Here is a 20,381-nt window from a genome sequence, read left to right on the forward strand (position 1 = left end):
GCCGGCCGACCACAGGGCCAGCCAGGTGTGAGAGCCGATGTAGCCGGTGGCACCGGTGAGCAGGACGCGTGGCATGGTCCGGGCTCAGCGGGGCAGCGGGCCGGCGCCATCCACGGCACGGGTGACCCAGATGCGCGGCGGCTCGCCGTCGGGGCTGCGGTAGCCGGCCTCGACGGCGGCAGCCACGCGCTCGGTCTGGTCGGTCGGCATCAGTGCGACGCAGCAGCCGCCAAAGCCACCGCCTGTCATGCGCGCGCCGCCCTGCGGCCCGATCTCGGCCTGAAGCAAGGCCACCAGGTCGTCGATGGCCGGCACCGTGATCTCGAAATCATCTCGCATCGACACATGCGATTCGGCCATCAGGCGGCCCATGGTCACCAGGTCGCCGCGGGTCAGCGCCTCATGGGCGGCCAGCGTGCGCGCGTTCTCCGTGATGACATGGCGGGCACGCCGGAACACGACATCATCCATGTTCCAGCCAGCGGCCACCAGCTGGGTCAGGGAAGCGTCCCGCAGGTGGCTGACGCCCAGATGCTGCGCGGCCTGCTCACACTGCTGCCGGCGGTCGTTGTAAGCACTCTCGACCAGACCGCGGCGGACGCGTGAGTGCACGATCATCACCGCCAGATCGTCGGGCAGCGGCGTCGGACGGGCCTCCAGGCTGCGGCAGTCGATCAGCAGCGCGTGGTCGGCGCGGCCGCAGGCCGAGATCAGCTGGTCCATGATGCCGCACTGGCAGCCGACGAAGTCGTTCTCGGCGGCCTGTGCCAGCTGCGCCATGCGGGTGGGCGAGGGCACCGGCTTGCCCAGCAGCGACTTGAGCGCCTGCAGCACCGCCACCTCCAACGCGGCCGACGAGGACAGTCCGGCTCCCTGCGGCACGTCACCGGCAATGGCCAGGTTGGCGCCGGCCAGCGGCAGACCTTCGCGCACGGCCATCTGCACCGCTCCGCGGACGTAGTCGGCCCATGCCGAGCGGGGGCCGGCGTGGGCGATGGTCTCTGCGAGCGCGAACTCGTCGCTGGCGTAGTTCAAGTCGGCCGCAATGACGCGCACCCGGCCGTCGCGGCGCGGGCCGATGGCGACGACGGTGTGGAAGTCGATCGCGCAGGGCAGCACGAAGCCGTCGTTGTAGTCGGTGTGCTCGCCGATCAGGTTGACGCGGCCAGGCGCCTGCACGAGGGCCTGGGGTGAGGCGTCGAAGACGCCGATGTAGCTGGCGAGGGCGCGCTGGATCAAGGGGTTGTTCACTGGACAATCCTCCGTGCTGCGCACTCCGGAACGCGCACTTGGGAGCGGCCCGGCGTGCTCAATGGTGTACCTTCGTGCTGTGCACTCCGGAATTCGCCCTTGAGACGGCTCGGCGGGTTCACTGGTGGACCTTCGTGCTGCGCACTCCGGAATCTGCCCTTGAGGCGGCTCGGCGGGCTCATGCTTGCTCGCGGTAATGGGTGGCTGGCAGGGCGCGCAGGCGGGCTGCAGCCTGCTCGGGGGTCAGGTCACGCTGGGCCTCGGCCAGCATCTCGAAGCCGACCATGAACTTGCGCACCGTGGCCGAACGCAGCAGCGGCGGGTAGAAGTGCGCATGCAGTTGCCAGTGGGCATGGTCGCCCGCGTCGAAGGGCGCGCCGTGCCAGCCCATCGAGTAGGGGAAGCTGCACCCGAATAGGTTGTCGTAGCGCGCGGTCAGCTCGCGCACGGCGGCGGCCAGGTCGTCGCGCTGCGGGTCGGTCAACGCCGGCAGGCGTTGCACCTCAAAGCGCGGCAGCAGCAGGGTCTCGAAGGGCCAGGTGGCCCAGTAGGGCACGATGGCCAGCCAGTGCGGGTTGCTGACCACCACGCGTTCGCCACCGGCCTCTCGCTGCGCCACGTCCAGCAGCAGCGGCCGGCCGTGGGCGGCGCGGTAGGCGCGCTGTTCGCGGTCCTCGGTGGCGGCCTCGTTGGGCAGGAAGTCGCAGGCCCAGACCTGGCCGTGCGGGTGCGGGTTGGAGCAGCCCATGGCCGCGCCCTTGTTCTCGAACACCTGCACCCAGCGCCAACGCTGGCCCAGCTCGGCGCTTTGTGCGCACCAGGTGTCGACCACCGCGCGCACCTCGGCGCTCGACAGCTCGGGCAGCGTGCGGCCGTGGTCGGGCGAGAAGCAGATGACCCGGCTGGTGCCACGCGCCACCTGGGTGCTGAAAAGTGGATCGGCCGCCTCGGGGGCGTCCGGGGCGTCGGCCATCAGCGCGGCAAAGTCATTGGTGAAGACGAAGGGGCCCCGGTAGTCCGGGTTGCGCTCGCCGGTGACCCGGGTGTTGCCGGCGCACAGGTAGCAGCCGGGGTCGTGGGCGGGCGCGCGGCGCTCGTCGGCGGCCTCCTGGGCGCCCTGCCAGGGGCGCTTCGCGCGGTGCGGCGACACCAGCACCCACTGGCCGGTCAGCGGGTTGCGGCGCCGGTGCGAATGCTCGGCGGGATCAAAGGCGACAGACATGGCTCAGAGCTTGTGCAGGTGGACGATGAAGCCGGTCTCGGCCAGGCTTCGCGGCAAGGGCAGGCCGCCGTGCCGCAGCCAGTCGCCGTCCAGCACCACGCCCTCCGGCGTGCGCAGGGCGTCGAAGAAGGGCGCGCTGCCGCAGTAGAGCTGGCTCTCGGGCAGGCCGTCGGGCGTGACCACGCGCAGGCGGTAGCGCGCGCCGGCATCCAGCATCGACAGCTTGGCCGTGCGCTGGTAGCGGTGGCCGCTGGGCGCCGTGCGCAGGCTGATGAACAGGAAGTCGTCGCCGCCGGGTTGGCCGTGGACCTGCCAGACCACGTGGTCGCCGGCCTCGCCCAGCCAGGTGCGGCTGGTGTGGATGTGCCCTCGCCACTGCTTGTACAGCGCAATCCAGCCGCACAGCTGCTGACGGGTGTCGGGGTCCAGGTGGCGCACGTCCAGCTCCACGCCGAGGTGGCCGCTGAGGGCCACCGCGCCGCGGTAGGCCATGGCCTGGCTGCGACCGGTGGAGTGCGCTGGCGCAGTGCCGATGTGGGCGCCCATCACCTCGGGCGGAAAGAACTGCAGGAAGTGGCGCTGGATCGGCACCCGCGAGCCGGCGTCGATGCAGTCGCTGGTCCAGACGCGGTGGGTGTGGCGCAGCACGCCGAAATCGATGCGCCCTCCGCCGCCGGAGCAGCTCTCGATCTCCAGCCCGGGATGCTTGTCCAGCAGGCGCTGCATCAGCGCGTAGGCGGCGCCCACCTGCACATGCCAGCCAGGTCGGCCGTCGGCCAGACCGGCCGCGGCCAGGTCGCGGTTGTGGTCCCACTTGATGTAGCTGATCGGCAGCGTGGATAGCAGCGCGTCGATCTTCTCGAACAGGTACTGCGACACCTCGGGCCGCGAGATGTCGAGCACCAGCTGGTGGCGCGCGGTGAGCATGGGCCGGCCGTGAAGCTGCAGCGCCCAGTCGGGGTGGGCCCGGTGCAACTCGCTGTCTGGGTTGACCATCTCGGGCTCGAACCACAGGCCGAACTCCATGCCGCGCGACACCACATGCTGCGCCAGCGGCGCCAGGCCATCGGGGTACTTGCTGGGGTCGGCCCACCAGTCGCCCAGGCCGGCGCGGTCGTGGTGGCGGCCGAGGAACCAGCCGTCGTCGAGCACGAAGCGCTCGACGCCCACCTCCGCGGCGGCATCGGCCAGCGCCATCAGGTCCGGCAGCTGGTGGTTGAAGTACAGGCCCTCCCAGGTGTTGAGGTGCACCGGCCGCGGCTTCATGCGGCCGCCGGCCCAGGGCAGGCGGCGGCGCAGCTCGGCGTGGAAGTTGGCGGCCAGGCCGTTCAGGCCGGCGGGGGACAGGCTGGCAACCACCTCTGGCGTGGTCAGCGACGCGCCGGGTGCGAGGAAGATTTCGCCCGGCGCCAGCCACTCGCCCAGCTGCCACTGGTAGCTGCCGTCGTGCAGCCACTCGATGCTCTGCTGGTGGTTGCCCGACCAGGCCAGATGGGCGCCGAAGACCAGGCCCTGGTGCTCGGTGGCACCGGGGGTGGTGACGACCGCGCCGGGCCAGTTGTCATGGCTGGTGCGGCCGCGCCGGCTCTCGCGCCGCCAGGTGCTGCGCGACAGCGTATCCACTTGCAGCAGGAACTCGTGGTTGTGCTGGCCGGCAAAGCTGCGCACCGCGCTCGCCTCGGCCGGCAGCGGCAGCGTGGCGGCGGCCAGCCACTGGAGCTCCAAGGGCGCATCACCCAGGTTGCTCAGCGTGGTCTGCAGGCGCAGCACGTCGTGCGCGTCGAGCGACAGCATCAGCCGCGCCTGCAGGCGTGCGGTGTCGTCGTGCAGCAGCAGCTCCAGCGCGCGGCCCGGCTCGCGCCAGTGCACTTCGGCACGCTGGAAGGCCAGCGAGAAATCACGCCCGTTGCGGTGCGCCAGCAGCGCGCTCTGGCCGAACCAGCCGACGCCGAAGCCCGGCATCACGGTGAGCGGCTGGTCATGGTCAAGCATGAAGGACGGCAGCGGTCGGCTCTCGCGCAGGGGCAGGCCGGGCGTGCAGCCGTCGGCCAGGCGCGGTCCCCAGTAGCGCCACAGCGGGCCTTCGTCGGCGTGGTGTTCGATCACCAGGGAGCTGTCGCGACCGTGCAGGACGAGGAACTCGGCCGGGCTGTTGGGCAGGGCGGTGTAGGTCATGTTGGCAGGCGTTCGGCGTCAGGGAGGGTGGGCGGTCATCCGCCCAGGGCCAGCGACTGGTCGGCGATCTCGACGCGGCGTTCCAGCGCCCAGCCGTCGGCATCGAAGAGGTGCAGGTGGCCGGCCGGCAGCGACATCGCCACCCGCTGGCCCGGCTCGGCGCAGGCACGGCCATCGACCCGCAGCACCCAGGGCTGGCCGGGCGTGCCGCTGTCGAGGTAGAGGCAGGTGCTGTCGCCCAGGCGTTCCTGCCACAGTACCTCGCGCACCAGGTGCTGGGTGGCGGCGCCGGCCTCGGCGTGCTCGGGCCGGATGCCGACCTGCACCTCGGCGCCAGGCGTCAGGCGCTGCGCATCAGCGGCCACCGCCAGCTCGGTGCCGCAGCGCAGGCGCACTCGGGCCTCGGCCGGTCCGGCCGACAACAGCGTGCCGGACAGGAAGTTCATCCTGGGCGAGCCGATGAAGCCGGCGACGAAGACGCTGCGCGGGTGGTGGTAGAGCTGCAGCGGCGTGCCGAACTGGGCCACGCTGCCGTGCCGGGCGACGGCCTCGCCGGCGTGCAGCAGCAGGATGCGGTCGGCCAGGGTCATGGCCTCGACCTGGTCGTGGGTGACGTAGATCGTGCTGGCCTGGCCGAAGCTGCGGTGCAGGCGGGCGATCTCGAAGCGGGTCTGGGCGCGCAGCGCGGCGTCCAGGTTGGACAGCGGCTCGTCGAACAGGAACACGCCGGGCTCGCGCACGATGGCGCGGCCGATGGCTACGCGCTGGCGCTGGCCGCCCGAGAGGGCCTTGGGCTTGCGGTCCAGGTAAGGCTGCAGTTGCAGCACGCGTGCCGCTTCCTGCACCTTGGCGTCGATCACCGCCTTGTCGACCTTCGCCAGCGTCAGGCCGAAGGCCAGGTTTTCGTAGACGCTCAGGTGCGGAAACAGCGCGTAGCTCTGGAAGACCATGGCCACACCGCGGCGCGCCGGAGCCACGTCGTTCATCTCGCGGCCGCCGATCAGCAGGCGGCCGCTGCTCAGCCGTTCCAGGCCGGCGATGCTGCGCAGCAGGGTGGACTTGCCGCAGCCCGACGGGCCGACGAAGACGCAGAACTCGCCGTCGGCCACGGCCAGGTTGACGTCACGCAGCACCGCCACGGCGTTGCCGTAGGACTTGTGGGCGGATTGGAGTTCGACGCTGGCCATGGGGGCGGTGGAAGGCTGGGGGCGGAACTGGATTGTCGCGCTGATAATATTATCAATCACTGGTGATAACCCGGATGGCCCCGTGTCCATCTGCACCGGCGTACCCATGCATGGCATCGTTTGCGGGTTGTCCCCCATGGCGATGGCAATGAATGCTAATAACATTAGCTTCATGATGGATGCCCCTGCTCGACCCACCTGGCGCGCCGCGCTGCCCGGTCGCGAAGCCTGGACGGCCTGGGCCATGATCGCGCCGGCCCTGCTGGGCTTCGTGCTGTTCTATGCGCTGCCGGCGCTGCGTGCGGTAGAGATCAGCTTCACCGACTGGAACCTGCTGCGCCCGCCACGTGATGTGGGCTGGGCCAACTACCAGCGCCTGTGGCACGACGAACGTTTCTGGCACGGCATGAAGCTCTCGCTGGGCTACGCGCTGATGAACATCCCGCTGCAAACGGTGCTGGGCCTGGGCCTGGCGGTGGCGATGGACCGCTTGACGCGCTCGCTGTTCGTCAAGTCTGTGGTGCTGCTGCCCTACCTGCTGAGCAACGTGCTGGTGGCGCTGGTCTGGCTGTGGATGCTGGACCCGGCGCTGGGTGCGGTCAACGCGCTGATCGAGCAGCTGGGCGGCGAGCGCCAGCCCTTCTTCTCGGGGGCCGACCAGGCCCTGGCCACGGTGGCGGCAGTCAACGTCTGGCGCCACATGGGCCTGGTGGCCATGCTCTTCCTGGCCGGGCTGCAGAACATCCCGCGCACGCTCTACGAGGCCGCGGCGATGGAGGGGGCCAGCGAGTGGCAGATGTTCCGCCGCATCACGCTGCCGCTGCTGCGGCCGGTGATGGTCTTCGTGCTGGTGACCAGCGTCACCGGTTCGCTGCAGATCTTCGACACCGTGGCCGTCACCACCAAGGGCGGGCCGCAGGACGCCACGCGCGTCATCGTGCACTACATCGTCCAGAACGCCTTCGGCTTCCTGAAGATGGGCTACGCCTCGGCGATGTCGATGGTGCTTTGCGCGGTGATGCTGCTCTACACGGTGCTTCAGATGCGCCTGATGCGCGCCGACCAGAACGACCTGGCCTGAACCATGGACCACGCCTCCTCGAACCCGCCTCCCAGCCTTGGCCGGCTGCTCGCCTGGGCCGCACTGACCGCCATGCTGGCACTGACCGTGGCGCCGCTGCTGGTGATGCTCAAGACCGCTGTCGAGCACCCTCAGGCACTGTACGCGCACGCTGCCGACTGGTGGCCCAGCGATCCGACGTGGGTCAACTTCGTGCGCGTCGCCGGCGGCCTGGATGCCGAGCAGAGTCTGGCGCTGGGCGGCTCTGGCGCCGAGGTCAATTTCGTTCGCGCGCTGTTGAACTCGGTGGTCTTCACCGCGCTGGTGGTGCTGCTGCAGACCACCAACAGCGCGATGGCGGCCTATGCCTTCGCACGGCTGGAGTTCCCAGGGCGCCGTCTGATCTTCGGCGCCTTCATCGGCTCGATGATGCTGCCCGGCGTGGTGCTGTTCATCCCGAACTTCATCCTGATCCGCGACCTGGGCTGGCTGGGAACGATGGGCGGCATGGTGGCGCCGTTCGCACTGATGTCGGGCTTCTCGATCTTCTTCCTGCGGCAGTTCTTCCTGTCGGTGCCGCGTGACCTGGAGGAGGCGGCGCTGCTGGATGGCGCCTCGCACTTCTACATCTTCCGCCGCATCGTGCTGCCCCTGTCCACCACGCCGCTGGCCACCATCGCCATGCTCACCGGCATCGGCGCCTGGAACGAGTTCTTCTGGCCCTTCGTGGTCTCGCCCGGTGAGGATATGCAGGTGCTGCCGGTGGCGCTGCAGGCCTTCAAGTCGCAGACGCCGCAGGGCCAGATCGACTGGTCCGGGCTGATGGCCGCCAGCGCGATCACCGTGCTTCCGACGCTGTTGCTGCTGCTGGCCTTCGGGCGGCGGGTGGTGGAGTCGGTGCAGTTCAGCGGTGGTCGGTGAGGGCGGGATGATGTGCGCACGACTCGCCCTGGCCACGCTGGCCGCCACGCTGCTCACCGGCCTGGCCGGCGCCACCGCCGCAGCCACCCCGGTGCAGCTGCGCCACCTGCTGTGGGACGCCAGCCAGCGCCCGATGTACCAGCAGTGCGCGCGCGACTTTGAGCGCCTGCATCCCGGTGTGCAGGTGCGGGTGCAGCAGCAAGGTTGGGACGACTACTGGAGCAGCCTGTCCACCGGCTTCATCGCCAACACCGCCCCCGACGTCTTTGCCAACCACCTGAGCAAGTTCCCCGAGCAGGTGGACAACGGCGTGCTGCTCGACATCGCGCCATTGGCGCAGCGCGACCGCGTCGATCCCGCCGCCTACATGCCCGGTCTGTACGACAACTGGGGCCGCCAGGGCCGCCAGTACGCTCTGCCGGCCGACTGGGACACCGTGACGCTGCTGGTCAACCTGGCCATGACGCGCCGCGCCGGTATCGCCGACGAGGCGCTGCAGCGCCTGGACTGGAACCCGCGCGACGGCGGCAGCTTCGGCCGGCTGATCGCCCGCCTGACCCGCGACGAGGCCGACCGTGACGCACTGGATCCCGCCTTCGACAAGCGCCGCGTCAAGGTCTTCGGTTACCAGACGCCGGCCTCCGGCGGCATGATGGGCCAGACCGAGTGGAGCCATTTCGCCGTCTCCAACGGCTGGCGCTTCCAGGATGCGCCCTGGTCACCGGCTCTGCACTACGACGACCCGCGTCTGGCCGAGACCCTGGACTGGCTGGCGGGCTTGCCGCGCCGCGGCATCTCGGCCACGCCGCAGCAGCTGGGTCGCCTGGGGGCCGAGACGCTGTTCACGATGGGCCGCGTGGCCGTGGTGCCGATCGGCGCCTGGATGACCGGGCAGATGGCGCGGCAGCTGAAGTTCCCGCATGCCTGGGTGCCGCTGCCGGTCGGCCCGGTCGGACAGCGCGCCAGCATGATGGGGGGCATTGGCCATGCCATCTGGAAGGGCACGCGCCATCCGGAGCAGGCCTGGCAATGGGTGCGCTACCTGGGGTCACCGGCCTGCCAGCAGGTGGTGGCGCAGGCCGGCGTGGTCTACCCGGCGATCCGCGGTCTGGCCGATGTGGCGCTGCAGGCGCAGGGCCGGCTGGGCGCCGATGCGCGGGTCTTCCTGACCACCGCGCAAGGCAAGACCTTCGCGCCGCCGATCGTCGCCAACGCCGCCGAGATCAACGAGGTGCTGGACTCGGCGATGCAGCGCGTCCTCTACAACGGCGAGCCCGCCGGTCCGCTGCTGATCCAGGCCAACCGCCAGGCGAGGGCGCTGGCGGCGCGCTGAAGTGGCCTCAGGGCACGTCAGGCAAGGTCAGGACCTGCAGCGCGGCGATGTCGGCCTGATTCAGCGGGCCGCTCAGGCCGCCAGCGGCACCGTAGTGGGCGTTGGCCTGCAGGTAGCTCATGTTGAAGAAATCCAGCAGCTCGGCGCGGTAGCGGCCCGCTGGCAGCGTGACCCGCAGCAGCGTGGACAGGCGCAGCGGGTGCTGGCCATCCTGCGGTTCCACGTGGGGCATCTGGACGACGCCGCGGGCGACCTCGGTGCCCTGCGCGTCCAGCACCCGCAGCAGCTTGACCGCATTGGTGATGCCGGTCTGGGTCTCGTGCGCGTGGTTGTCGTACAGAAGTTCCAGCCCGACCGGGCCCGACGTGCTGCGGACGAACCAGTCGCCCAGCACCATCCGCTGCACGGCGCCGCCTTCCAGCCGCACCGGCGCACTGAGGTGCGAGTGGTGGCCGGACTGGGTGCCGACGGCCTCGACGGCATAGACATGCACGACGCCGGGCCGCGCTGACAGGTCGGTCCAGGTGGTGGTATCCAGGCCGCGCGCCACAGCCTGCCCGTCGCGGTAGACATTGAAGCGCAGCGGCTCGCGGCTGGCCGGCGCGGCAAAGCGCAGCACCACCGCGTCGGCCTCCAGGCCAATCGACACCTGCTGCGGCACATCAGGCGCGACCACGCGCGGGTCCGTTCGGTCCATCGGATCAACCAGGGGCACTCGGGCGATCCGATTGTCGCCGACCACCGGCGCGCCGCAGCGCACGTCAACGCGGTTGACGCCGTCGATCAAGTGCTCTGCGCTGATCGGACCCTCGACCGCCCGACCGTTGAGTGTCACGCTCTGGAACGGGTAGTGGGCCGGACCCGCCGCCTCGGCGGGCAGGGGCGGCAACTGCAGCACGATGTCCAGACGGCGGTCCCGCCAGCGCAGACCACTCAACCGGGCCTCGGCGCCGTCACCCAGGGCACGGCGCGAGGCCGTGGTCAGGAAGGGGGCGATGCGCAGGCCCTGAGGCGTCACCCGCCAGCCGAACACGCTCTCGGCCACGGCGCTCAGATAGGCCGCCACCGACCACAGCTGCCGGCGCGAGTTGATGACCGGGCCGTCATCGAAATGGGGCTGGGCCGTCAGCCACTCCAGGTTCTCCATGTTCGACAGGTTCAGCGCCGCCGCGCGCCACAGCGAGTCAAAGGCATGGCCGGCCACGGCGCTGTTGCCCACCTGGGCGGCGGCGCGCAGGGCGTAGGCGCTGACGAAGGGCCAGATGGCTCGGTTGTGATACACGGGCACCCCCGGTTGCTGCGGGGCGATGACCGGCGCGCCGAAAGGCCCATGCGGATAGCGCGCCAGCGCTTCGGCCGCGCGCTGCGGTGGCGCCACGCCCGCCAGCACCGCCAAGGACGTTCCCAACAGATCGAACTTGTGCAGCGCCAGCGGCGGACTGTCGTCGCTGGTGAGGCTGGCGTATTGCTGCACGTCGTCGAGCCAGAAGCCCCGCTCGATGGCCGCCTGCAACCGCTCGGCCCACTCAGTGTAGCGGCTGGCCTTCGCGGCATGGCCCAGCTCGGCCTCCAGACGCGCCAGCAGCCGAAGCGCCTGCAGGTGCCCGACATTGGTGGACAACGACCGCGAGCCCGCCATGCGGGCCAGCTGGTCGGTGATCCAGGGCGCGTAGCTCTGTACGCGCCAGTCCAGGAAGGACTGCTCCCCGCCGTACAGACCAGAGCGTGGGTCGAAGGCGGCGACGCGGTCTGCCTCGACCGTGCCGCGCAGGGCAGCCAGCGCCTGTTGCGCGAAGGCCCGACGGGGCGCATCGGCCAGGTTGTCGAGCACGCTCTGCGCCGCCCAGGCCCAGCTGACCCGGTCGGTACTGACCGGCCAGCTACCCCCCGAGCCGGTGTCCTGCACGATCTGCCGGCTGCCCTCGGGCAGGCCAGGCACCGCCAGACCCTCACGCCAGTCACTGGTCTTGAACAGCAGCGAACTGGCGGACCTTTGCGGATCCAGCCAAGCCAGGCCGAGGTGGGCGGCATAGGACAGATCACGCGTCCAGACGTAATGCCACAGCTCGCCGGTCTGGAAACAGCGGCAGGCGATCGGCGCGCCGCCGTTGTAAGCCGCGTCCCGTATCTCGTCGACGCTGTTCAGCCGGGCGTCGTCCAGGGCGAGTGCGAAGAGGGCGTCGAACAGGGCGCTGGGGGACTGCACGCGGGGCGCGTCCGGGCGCTCATCGACCACGCGCTGCGAGGCGCCGCCGTCACGCTGCGCCTGGCTGGACTGCATGCTGAAGCGACGAGCGCCGCCCGGCAGCGGTGTGCTGGCGACCGACACATGCTCGGCCTGCGGGCTCGTGACGCCGGGGTAGGCGGGGAAGGTGTGGCGCATGACGGTATCCGTGGTGGCGAGGCAAGGTGTGGTGAGCCCGATGGCGAGCGACATCACGGCACAAAGGGCGACGGGATGGGTTCGCAGGACAGCCGGCTCAGCGCGCATCACCTAGCGGGTGCACATCAATGCTGTCGAGCGGCATCGCGGTCGCAGCGGTCAGTGTGCCGCTGGACCAGGGCCGGTTCGAAAAGAACAGGCTGGTCATGGTACTCAGGCCGCCATCGGCGAAGAACTCGACGGAGCCGCTGTCGAACCACAGCTCCAGCGTGGAGGGCGGCCCATCGGCCAGTCGCGGCGCACTGTGCTGGGCGGCGAAGGCGGGGTGGAATGCGGTTTCGCCGCTGGCGCGGCGGTCGATCCACCAGCGGCCGCTGTCGGCATCGTGGCCCAGGCGCAGGCGCTCGCCAACCGCGTTCTCCAGGCTCATCGTGAAGCTGGCCAGCGCAGGGGTGGCCAGGCGCAGCATGAAGCGACCGTGGGCGCCCGCCAGCGCAGCCGACAGGTCCAGCGGCTGCGCCAACGTGGTCTGGCGCGCGCTCAGCGTGGCTGGCTGCTTCAGCGCCGCCATGTCGCGCGCTGGCTGCGATGCCAACAGCAGTTGCCCGCCCAGGCCGGTGCGCAGCACCAGCTCGCGAGGGATCGTCATCGCACTGCGCCAGGGCGCGGTGGGCACCTGGGTGGCGTACTGCCAGTTGCTCATCCAGCCGATGAACAGCGCGCGGTCGTCGACGCCGGACCACGTCACCCCAGCGTAGTTGTCGGGCCCGAAGTCCAGCCAGCGCACCTGGGTATCGTCCGGTGTGAAGCGGTGGCCATCAAACTCGCCAATGAAGTACTGGGTGGCCGAGCCGCCGTTGGGGCCGCCCGGTGTCAGGCTGACCAGCAGCACCCAGCGCTGGCGGCCGTCGGGCCCGGTGAGCGGAAAAAGGTCCGGGCATTCCCAGACGCCGCCATGGGCCCCGAGACCCGCGCCGAATTCGCTCTCCAGTTCCCAGTGCTTGAGATCGGCAGCACTGTAGAAACAGATGCGATCGCCGCAGGCCAGCGCCATCAGCCAGCGTTGGCGCTCGGGCAACCAGCGCAGCTTGGGGTCGCGGAAGTCCTTACGGCCTGGGTTGGGCAGCACCGGGTTGCCGGCGTAAGGGGTCCAGGTCAGGCCGCCGTCGAGGCTGGAGGCCAGGCTCTGCCGCTCGTGGGTGATGCCGCCGGCGCGGTCGGCGTCCATCGCATGGTGGGTGAAGGCGGCCACCAGCGGCTGGCTGCCAGCGGGGCCCAGGCCGCTGCGATTGTCGACGTCGACCACCGCGCTGCCTGAGAAGACCATGCCCAGTACGTCGGGCGCCAGCGCCACCGGCTGCTCCTGCCAGCGCAGCAGGTCGGTGCTGGTGGCGTGGCCCCAGTGCATCGGCCCCCACACGGCACTGTGCGGGTGGTACTGGTAGAACAGGTGGTACACGCCCTGGTGAAAGACCAGGCCGTTGGGATCGTTCATCCACATTGCCTGCGGCGTGTAGTGGAAGGCGGGGCGCCATTGCGGCGTGGCCGCGGGCACTTGGGCAAGGCTGGACATGGCGGTCAGGGCGAGCCCGAAAAAAAGCGGGGAGCTTGTCGCTCCCCAGAACTCTCGTCGCAAGAGAGGCATCAAACGTTGACGGGCCGCGCGGCACAGTGCTGGGCGACAAAGCTGTCGTGACCGGGCAGCGATTCGGCGGTCTGGGCCATGGCCTGGCGCTGACGCTCCAGCATGGCGTCGGCATCGACCGTGCGCAGATCGACCAGCGGGTCGTGGCCCTCGGGTTCGTTGAACTGGCCCATGTGCACGGCCAGCCAGCTCTGCGGGCCGAACAGGTCATTGCCCCGGCTGACCAGCCGACCGCTGCGGCGGAAGTGATCGATCTTCCATTGCAGTGAGTCGGGCACGGCCATCTCGCGGCAGGCGCGCCACAGCGGCTCGGGCCGGTCGTTGAGCTTGTAATGCAGGATGATGAAGTCGCGGATGCGCTCGAACTCCTCGATGCCGATGCGGTTGAACTCGTCGCGCGTGAGCGCATCCATGCGCCGGTCGGGAAACAGCGCCAGCAGGCGCGAGATGCCCGACTGGATCAGGTGCAGGCTGGTCGACTCCAGCGGCTCCATGAAACCGCTGGCCAGACCCAGGGCGACGACGTTGCGGTTCCAGAACAGGCGCCGACGCCCGGTGGTGAAGCGCAATAGGCGCGGTTCGGCCAGCGCCTGGCCGTCGAGCCGAGACATCAGCGTGGCGGCAGCCTCGTCGTCGGAGATGAACCGGCTGCAGTAGACATGGCCGTTGCCAGTGCGGTGCTGCAACGGGATGCGCCATTGCCAGCCGGCGGCGTGGGCGGTGGAGCGGGTGTAGGGGGTGAAGCCGCCGGGCACCGACGCGCAGGGCACGGCCAGCGCGCGGTCGCAAGGCAGCCAGTGCGTCCAGTCCTCGTAGCCGGTGTGCAGCGCCTCTTCGATCAGCAGGCCACGGAAGCCCGAGCAGTCGATGAACAGGTCGCCGGGCAGCACCTGGCCGTCGACGAGCTGCACCGAGGCCACATGGCCGTTGTCGGGCTGCAGCGTGACGCTCTCGATCTTGCCCTCGACCCGCCGCACGCCGCGCGCCTCGGACAGCTCGCGCAGGTAGCGCGCGTACAGGCCGGCGTCGAAGTGGTAGGCGTAGTCGAAGCTCGACATCACCGAACGCGGGTCGCCCACCGGGCGGGCGAAGCGGTTGCGTCGCGCGATGGCCCAGGCCATCGAGTACTCGTCGATGGCCGGCAGCTGCAGGCGCTGGCGCGAGCGCAGCCAGTACTGGTGCAGCGGCGCCAGATCGAACGCCAGGCCATGCGGGCCGAAAGGGTGGAAGTAGCTGTGTCCCGTGCGTCCCCAGTCCACGAACTGGATACCCAGCTTGTAGCTGCCCTGGGTGCGCCGCATGAACTCGGCCTCGTCGATGCCCAGCACCTGGTTGAAGGTGCGGATCGGCGGGATCGTGGCCTCGCCCACGCCGACCGTGCCGATCTCGTCGGACTCGACCAGCGTGATGCGGCAGCGCCGGGTATCGACCGCCTTGGAGAGGGCGGCGGCCGCCATCCAGCCGGCCGAGCCGCCGCCGACGATCACGATGTCTCGCAGTGCCTGGGGGTCCTGGAGGTCATTCATGGCTGGACGAGAAAGATGCGAAGGTCCGATTCTGGATCGAGGCCGGCCTGTCGCGAAAGCCCGCACGGGCGCTCGCGACAGGCCGGCGGCGCCGCGGGCCGGACAGGGGCCGAAGCCCACTGTCCGGCGCAGCGCCGTCAGAAGGCGTAGCGCAGCGTCACGCTGGCGGTGCGGCCAGCCTCGGGGCGCAGCTCGACGATCTGCTGACCATTGAGGTTGCTCGGGCCGCCAACGCCACCCGACGAGGCAATCTTGTTGAACAGGTTGCTGACGTTCAGGTTGACCGACGTGTTGTCGCTCAGCTGGTAGCTGGCAAAGGCGTTGAAGATCGCGCGGCCAGCGACCTGGGCGGTGTCGAAGTCGTTGTTCCACACCGCGGTCTGGCCCCACATCGTGCCGCCCACGGTGACCTGGCCAAAGGTGTAGCGCGGCGACAGGCTGTAGATCCACTTCGGCTGACCGCCCGGGGTCTTGCCCACGGTGCTATTGCCCGTGGCCGTGCCTACCAGGTCCTTGGTCACCTTCTGGTCGGTGTACACCGCGTTGGCGTTCAGGCCGAAGGCCCCCCAGCTCAGTGCCGACTCCAGCTCCAGGCCATTGGCCTTGAAGCCCTTGACGTTGAGCTTGGGACCGACGGTGCGGGTCTGGTCGTAGTCGTACTCTTCGGTGGTGGTCTGGAACAGCGTGGCGAACAGGCCGAAGTTGCCGCCGTCGAACTTGCCGCGGTACTTGACGCCCAGCTCCTTCTGCTTGACCGTCGCCACCGCGTAGTTCTCCAGGCCGGCGGTCAGGGCCCCGGTCTTGGCGTCGACGAAGGGCGAGAACAGCAGACGGTCGGCGATGGCGCGCCCACCCTTGCTGACACGGGCAAAGACGCTCAGGTCCTTGGTGGCGCGGTAGTTGGCGCCCAGCGAGTAGGAGGTGTAGCTGGTGTCGTAGTTGATCGGGCTGCGGTTGATGTTGTCAACCAGGTAGACGTTCTTCTCGGCGCCACTGATCGTGCCATTGCCGTCGACATCGACGCCACCGACGACCTGCTTGCCGCCGGCATAGCTGCCACGGCCCTTGAAGTTGTCGCGGCGCAGGGCACCTTCGAAATCGAAGTCGCCCGACTCCAGGTTCAGCGCCAGGTAGGGTGCGGTGTTGGAGTAGTGCGCGTCGATGTCGCGGGCGCAGCAGCCGCCCCACTGGTTGTTGTAGCCGGTCAGACCCGCGGTGGTCAGCGCGTTGCCCGCACCGTCGTAGATGTCGATCAGCGCACCGTTGTGGCCGATCTCCATCACACGCTCGCTGATCTGCCACTGCTGCACGATGTCCTGCTTGGACATGTACAGGCCGGCCTTGGCGTTGAGCTTGCTGCCCGAGAGGTCGAAATTGCGGCTGACGCTCAGGTCGTTCGCGAAGTGGCCCATGTCGGGCGACTGCTGGTTGATCGCCGCACCCTGCGAGACCAGGCCGGTCTTCAGGTTGGCGGTGGTCACGGTCTGACCAGCCAGCGCGCCATTGAAGTACTTGGCCGAGGCGCCGCCCAGGTTGCCGAGCACACCAGCCAGCGTGTTGGCACTCCAGAACTGGGTCTGGAACGAGCTGGAGGTGCTGCTGATCTTGAAGCGATCCTCGACCGTCCAGCCGTCCATCTCGTTCTTGAACTCCAGGCCGACGGCCTTGGAGCTGACGGTGATGCCGTTCGAGATGTTGGCCACGCCGGCGCGCCCGGTGAACAGGTCGGCGGTGGGCATGGTCTGGTTGTAGATCGACAGCTGCGATTCGGTGCGGATGTCGAAGTTCTTCAGCGCACTCATGCCCGACACCGAGGTTCCGCTCACGCTGGCGACGGCCGGCATGCCGGTGTAGGTCGGGGCGTTCTCGTCAAGCACCTTGAAATAGCCGCGGACATAGCCCTTGCCGCCATTGAAGGTCTTGGTGATGTTGCCCTTGAGCTGGTAGCCATGCAGCGAGCTGGTGTCGGACTTGCGCGGGCCTTCGCCATCGCGGAAGTAGCCGCCGATGTGGTAGGTCAGGTCGCTGGTCAGACGGCCGCCATAGTCGGCGTCGACGCGCGTCTCGTTGTAGTTCAGGCCGCGGGTCAGGGCCACCGAGCCGCCGGGCTCGCTGCCGGTCTTGCTGATGTAGTTGATGACGGCGCCCGGAGCCTGCGAGGCCAGGGTGGCGGCCGAGCCGCCGCGCAGCGTCTGGATGCGGTCGACGTTGTTGTCGAAGCGGATGAAGTAGTCGTTGTTGCCAAAGTTCATGTCGCCAAACTCGACGACGGGCAGACCATCTTCCTGGAACTGCACGAACTTGGCACCGCCGGAGGCGATCGGCAGGCCGCGCACGGCGATGTTGGAGTTGCCACCGGGGCCGGCGGAGCTCTCGGCGCGGATGCCGGGAATCAGCTTCAGGACCTCGGCCTCGGAGCGTGCGCCGAGGTTGGTCACCTGTTCCTGGTCGACGTCGGTCACCGAGACCGAGCTGCGCATCTTGGACTTGGCCTGGGACGTGCCGGTCACCACGACGCGGTCAAGGCCAACCGCATCCGCTTTGGCATCGGCAGTGGCGGCGTCTGCCGGCTTGGCGTCCTGCGCATGGGCCGGCAGGGCCAGCATCGCCGCGAAGGACGAGGTGGCCAGCAGGGCGGCGATCTGGTTCAGGCGCGGGGCCTGGGGGTGCTTCTTCATGAGGTCTCCTCGCGGGAAGGGTCTGTGGCGGTGGAAAGGAGCCGGCTCAGGTGCTTGATCGGCCGGCTTGGTTGGAAATCTATAAGGTTTGAAAATGTTTAGCAATCGATTGCAACACAGGGATTACCCGGGAGAGTGGTGGAATCTGCAACGCCGGGCTGCAGCGGGTGGTGACCACCCGCTGGGTTGCCTGCAATCGATACGTACTGCGCTCAGGCAGCGGCCAGGACCTGGTCGCTGTGCGTGACGCGGTGCTGGCGCGCCCGCAGATCCAGCCGCAGCTCGGCCCAGTGCTCGCCGTCGCTCCAGCGCAGGTTCAGCTCATGGGCCTCGCCCGCCAGCAGCTCGAAGCGGCCGTTGAACGCCGGGTGGCTGTTGCGCAGGCGGATCAGGTCGCACAGGCGCTGGACCACCGGGCGCTGCAGCTGGGCGTCGATCTCGGCCTCGCTGTAGTGGTGGCGGTTGATGTCGCGGCCCACGCCGCTGCGCGAGAGCAGGTCCATGTCGTTGTGGCCGGCCAGCAGGCCGACGTAGTAGACCTGCGGCACGCCGGGCAGGAAGAACTGCAGCGCGCGCGCGGCCAGGTAGGCCTCGTCGTCGCGGCCCAGCGCGTCGTAGAAGGTGCAGTTGACCTGGTAGAGGTCCAGGTTCGACGCCGCTGCGCCGGTGGCCTGGCGGCTCTGGCCGCCGCTGTTGTCGTGCATCCACTCGACCAGCGCGTCCAGCTCGGCCGGCGGCACCAGGCCCGGGCTGCCGGCGCGGTCGGCAGCGTCGGCACCGATGTCGATGATGCCGATGCCGTCGTGCGTGTCCAGCACCGTCAGTGCGTTGGTGGGGCGCACCGCGATCCACTGCTTCAAGGCCTCGCTGCGGCCGGTCATCAGCGCGTGCAGCGCCAGCGGCGGCAGCGCGAAGTCGTAGACCCAGTCCACGCGCGCGGCGATCTCGATCTGCCGGCGGTAGTAGCTGTGGATCTCGACCAGCACCTCGATGCCCAGCGCCTTGGCCTCGGCCGCGAAGCGGTCGATGAAGGCGAAGGTCTCGGGCATCATGAAACAGCTGTCGCCGGCCTTCTTGATCGCGTAGCCCACGGCGTCCAGGCGCACCATGCGGATGCCGGCCTCGGACAGCGAGCGCAGGATGCCGCTGAGGTAGGCCTGGCCCAGCGGGTGGGTGACGTCGATGTCGACCTGCTTGGACGTGAAGGTGGTCCACAGGATGCGCTTCTCGCCGTTGGCCAGCACCGCATAGGTCAGCGGCAGGCCGGGGCGGGGGCGGTAGACCTTGAGCAGCGCCTCTTCGGTGGCGCCCTGCGGGAACACGCGGTCCAGCGTCAGGAACAGGCCGTCGTACTCTGACGCGCTGCCGTGCGCCGAGAAGTCCTTGAACTGCGGCGAGTCCGAGGACATGTGGTTGACGATGACGTCGGCCATCACCTCCACGTCCTGCGTCAGGTCGGCGATGTCGGACCAGGTGCCCAGGCGGGGGTCGACGCGGGTGTGGTCGATCGGGTCGAAGCCGGCGTCCGAGCCGTCGATCGGAAAGTAGAAGGGCAGCAGGTGCACGCCGCCGAACAGGCCTTGCAAGGGCCCCCGCAGCAGGCCTTGCAGCGTGCGCAGGTTGCCGCCGCCGAGGCGGTCGACATAGGTGATGAGCTGGACCTGGTTTTTCATGGTGTTCGGGGTCTTGTCGATCAGCGCACCAGCAGCCACAGGCGGGCCAGGTCGGCGGCGCCGTCGGTGGTGGTGATGGCCTTGAACTGGGTCTCGGCGGCCGGGCGCTGGCCGGCGGCGAGCAGCGCCACGCCGTAGCGCAGCCGCGCGTCGTCGGGGTGCTTCTGCACGCCCTTGGCCAGGCCTTCGGCCATCAGTGCCAGGCCCTTGTCGGCCTGACCGTAGGTCAGCAGGGCCTGGCCCATGGCCACCAGCGGCGCGCCGTCGCGGGCCTTGCGGGCGGAGTCTTCCGATGCCGCCAGCGCCGACTTGTCGTCGGCCACCGCCTTGTCGGCGCCGGTCTTCAGGCGCTGGTGACGCTCGGCCTGCGCGCCCTTGCCGAGCACGCCCTTGGCATAGCCTTCCTCGACCACCGCCTGCGCCTCGCCCGGCACGCCGGCCTGCAGCGCCAGCTGGGCCAGGTCCAGGTACTCGCTGGCGTCTTCCAGCGCGCCCACCCGGCGCGCCAGGCGCAGCGCATCGACCTGCAGGCGGTCGGCAAAGCCGGGGCGGCGCGACACGCGCGAGACCAGGTCGGCCCAGTACTCGGTGCGCGGGTGGTGGGTGACCAGGCGCTCCAGCGCCTGGGTGTAGCCGGCCTCGTCGCCGGTCTTCATCAGGCTGAAGGCCAGCAGCTTGAGCTGCTCCTCGCTGGGGGTGCGGCCGGCGGCCTCGTCGGCGGTGATCAGCGGCAGCACCTCGCGCGCGGTGGCGGCCAGGTCGTTGCTGGCGTATAGCGCCTGGACCAGGGCCACGCGCACCGCGGGCTCGGTGCCGCCTTCGGCGAAGTAGCGGCGCGCCCAGGTCACCGCGGCCTGCGGCTGCTGGTTGCGCACAGCCAGGGCCGACAGCGTCTTCAGCGCCGCCAGCAGATCGGCGCCGGCCAGGCGGCCACTGGTCACCGCGGCCTCGAAGGCCTGCTGCGCCAGCGGCGAGTCGCCGGCCTGCAGCGCGGCCGAGCCCTTCATGCGGTCGGTGATGAAGACCTCGTACGGCGTGCGGCCGGGCACGGCCTCGGCCTCCTTGACGCGGGCCAGCGCGTCGGCCGACTTGCCGGCCTTGATCGCGTCCTGCGCGGCCTGCAGCGGCTTGGCCACCTCGGGGCGCAGCACGTCCTTGTCCTGGGCCTGGGCGGCGCCGCAGGCCAGCAGGGCCGCCAGCGCGGCGGCGCGGAGCATCGGGCTCGTCATGCGCGGCCTCACATGAACTGTTCGTTGCCGACGATGCCGATCTTGGTGACGCCCAGGCGCTGCGCCTCGGCCATCACCATCGCGACATGCTTGTAGGT

13 protein-coding genes and 1 pseudogene are annotated in these 20,381 nt (G+C 69.7%); 3 read left to right on the forward strand and 11 right to left on the reverse strand.

What is annotated here, in order from left to right; translation table 11 throughout:
- Nucleotides 1-84 precede the first annotated feature (84 nt).
- From galK to KAK03_RS24350, 4 genes are all read right to left on the reverse strand, one after another.
- Nucleotides 85-1,251, reverse strand: a complete 1,167-nt coding sequence (gene galK, locus KAK03_RS24335) for a galactokinase (protein WP_210857277.1) — start codon at nucleotides 1,249-1,251, stop codon at nucleotides 85-87.
- 178 nt (nucleotides 1,252-1,429) lie between these two features.
- Nucleotides 1,430-2,473 (reverse strand): UDP-glucose--hexose-1-phosphate uridylyltransferase, encoded by a 1,044-nt coding sequence (locus tag KAK03_RS24340; RefSeq protein ID WP_210857278.1) that lies wholly within the window; start codon nucleotides 2,471-2,473, stop codon nucleotides 1,430-1,432.
- Between the two features lie 3 nt (nucleotides 2,474-2,476).
- Nucleotides 2,477-4,648: an alpha-galactosidase gene (locus KAK03_RS24345; protein ID WP_210857279.1), complete on the reverse strand. Its 2,172-nt coding sequence runs from the start codon at nucleotides 4,646-4,648 to the stop codon at nucleotides 2,477-2,479.
- Nucleotides 4,649-4,683: 35 nt separating this feature from the next.
- Nucleotides 4,684-5,835, reverse strand: coding sequence for an ABC transporter ATP-binding protein (locus tag KAK03_RS24350; protein WP_210857280.1), 1,152 nt, complete (start codon nucleotides 5,833-5,835; stop codon nucleotides 4,684-4,686).
- A 172-nt stretch (nucleotides 5,836-6,007) separates the two neighbouring features.
- On the opposite strand from KAK03_RS24350, the gene KAK03_RS24355 reads away from it, so the two are divergent.
- The 3 genes from KAK03_RS24355 to KAK03_RS24365 all read left to right on the forward strand — a co-directional run bounded on the left by KAK03_RS24355 (nucleotide 6,008) and on the right by KAK03_RS24365 (nucleotide 9,149).
- Entirely contained in the window at nucleotides 6,008-6,916 is a 909-nt protein-coding gene (locus KAK03_RS24355) for a carbohydrate ABC transporter permease (RefSeq protein WP_247661408.1), read from the forward strand.
- A 72-nt stretch (nucleotides 6,917-6,988) separates the two neighbouring features.
- Nucleotides 6,989-7,816 carry a carbohydrate ABC transporter permease gene (locus tag KAK03_RS24360; protein WP_247661409.1) on the forward strand — a complete coding sequence of 276 codons (828 nt, stop codon included), beginning with the start codon at nucleotides 6,989-6,991 and terminating at the stop codon, nucleotides 7,814-7,816.
- 10 nt (nucleotides 7,817-7,826) lie between these two features.
- Complete coding sequence (locus KAK03_RS24365) at nucleotides 7,827-9,149, forward strand: ABC transporter substrate-binding protein (RefSeq protein ID WP_210857283.1); 1,323 nt, start codon at nucleotides 7,827-7,829, stop codon at nucleotides 9,147-9,149.
- A gap of 7 nt (nucleotides 9,150-9,156) precedes the next feature.
- Here KAK03_RS24365 and KAK03_RS24370 read toward each other — a convergent pair whose 3' ends face one another.
- From KAK03_RS24370 to KAK03_RS25220, 7 genes and pseudogenes are all read right to left on the reverse strand, one after another.
- On the reverse strand, nucleotides 9,157-11,532 hold the full coding sequence (locus KAK03_RS24370; protein ID WP_210857284.1) for an MGH1-like glycoside hydrolase domain-containing protein: 2,376 nt from the start codon (nucleotides 11,530-11,532) through the stop codon (nucleotides 9,157-9,159).
- 97 nt (nucleotides 11,533-11,629) lie between these two features.
- Nucleotides 11,630-13,105, reverse strand: coding sequence for a glycoside hydrolase family 32 protein (locus tag KAK03_RS24375; RefSeq protein WP_210857285.1), 1,476 nt, complete (start codon nucleotides 13,103-13,105; stop codon nucleotides 11,630-11,632).
- A gap of 71 nt (nucleotides 13,106-13,176) precedes the next feature.
- Nucleotides 13,177-14,703, reverse strand: coding sequence for a tryptophan halogenase family protein (locus KAK03_RS24380; protein WP_210857286.1), 1,527 nt, complete (start codon nucleotides 14,701-14,703; stop codon nucleotides 13,177-13,179).
- Nucleotides 14,704-14,840: 137 nt separating this feature from the next.
- Nucleotides 14,841-17,381, reverse strand: a complete 2,541-nt coding sequence (locus KAK03_RS24385) for a TonB-dependent receptor domain-containing protein (protein ID WP_210857287.1) — start codon at nucleotides 17,379-17,381, stop codon at nucleotides 14,841-14,843.
- Nucleotides 17,382-17,593: 212 nt separating this feature from the next.
- On the reverse strand, nucleotides 17,594-19,054 hold the full coding sequence (gene gtfA / locus KAK03_RS24390; RefSeq protein ID WP_210857288.1) for a sucrose phosphorylase: 1,461 nt from the start codon (nucleotides 19,052-19,054) through the stop codon (nucleotides 17,594-17,596).
- 20 nt (nucleotides 19,055-19,074) lie between these two features.
- Nucleotides 19,075-20,271, reverse strand: coding sequence for a tetratricopeptide repeat protein (locus KAK03_RS24395; protein ID WP_210857289.1), 1,197 nt, complete (start codon nucleotides 20,269-20,271; stop codon nucleotides 19,075-19,077).
- Nucleotides 20,272-20,291: 20 nt separating this feature from the next.
- Nucleotides 20,292-20,381 (reverse strand): annotated as a pseudogene (locus KAK03_RS25220) (biopolymer transporter ExbD); the annotation flags it as partial.

Origin of the sequence: Ideonella alba (assembly GCF_018069845.1) — a bacterium.
Classification (GTDB): Bacteria; Pseudomonadota; Gammaproteobacteria; order Burkholderiales; family Burkholderiaceae_C; genus Ideonella; species Ideonella alba.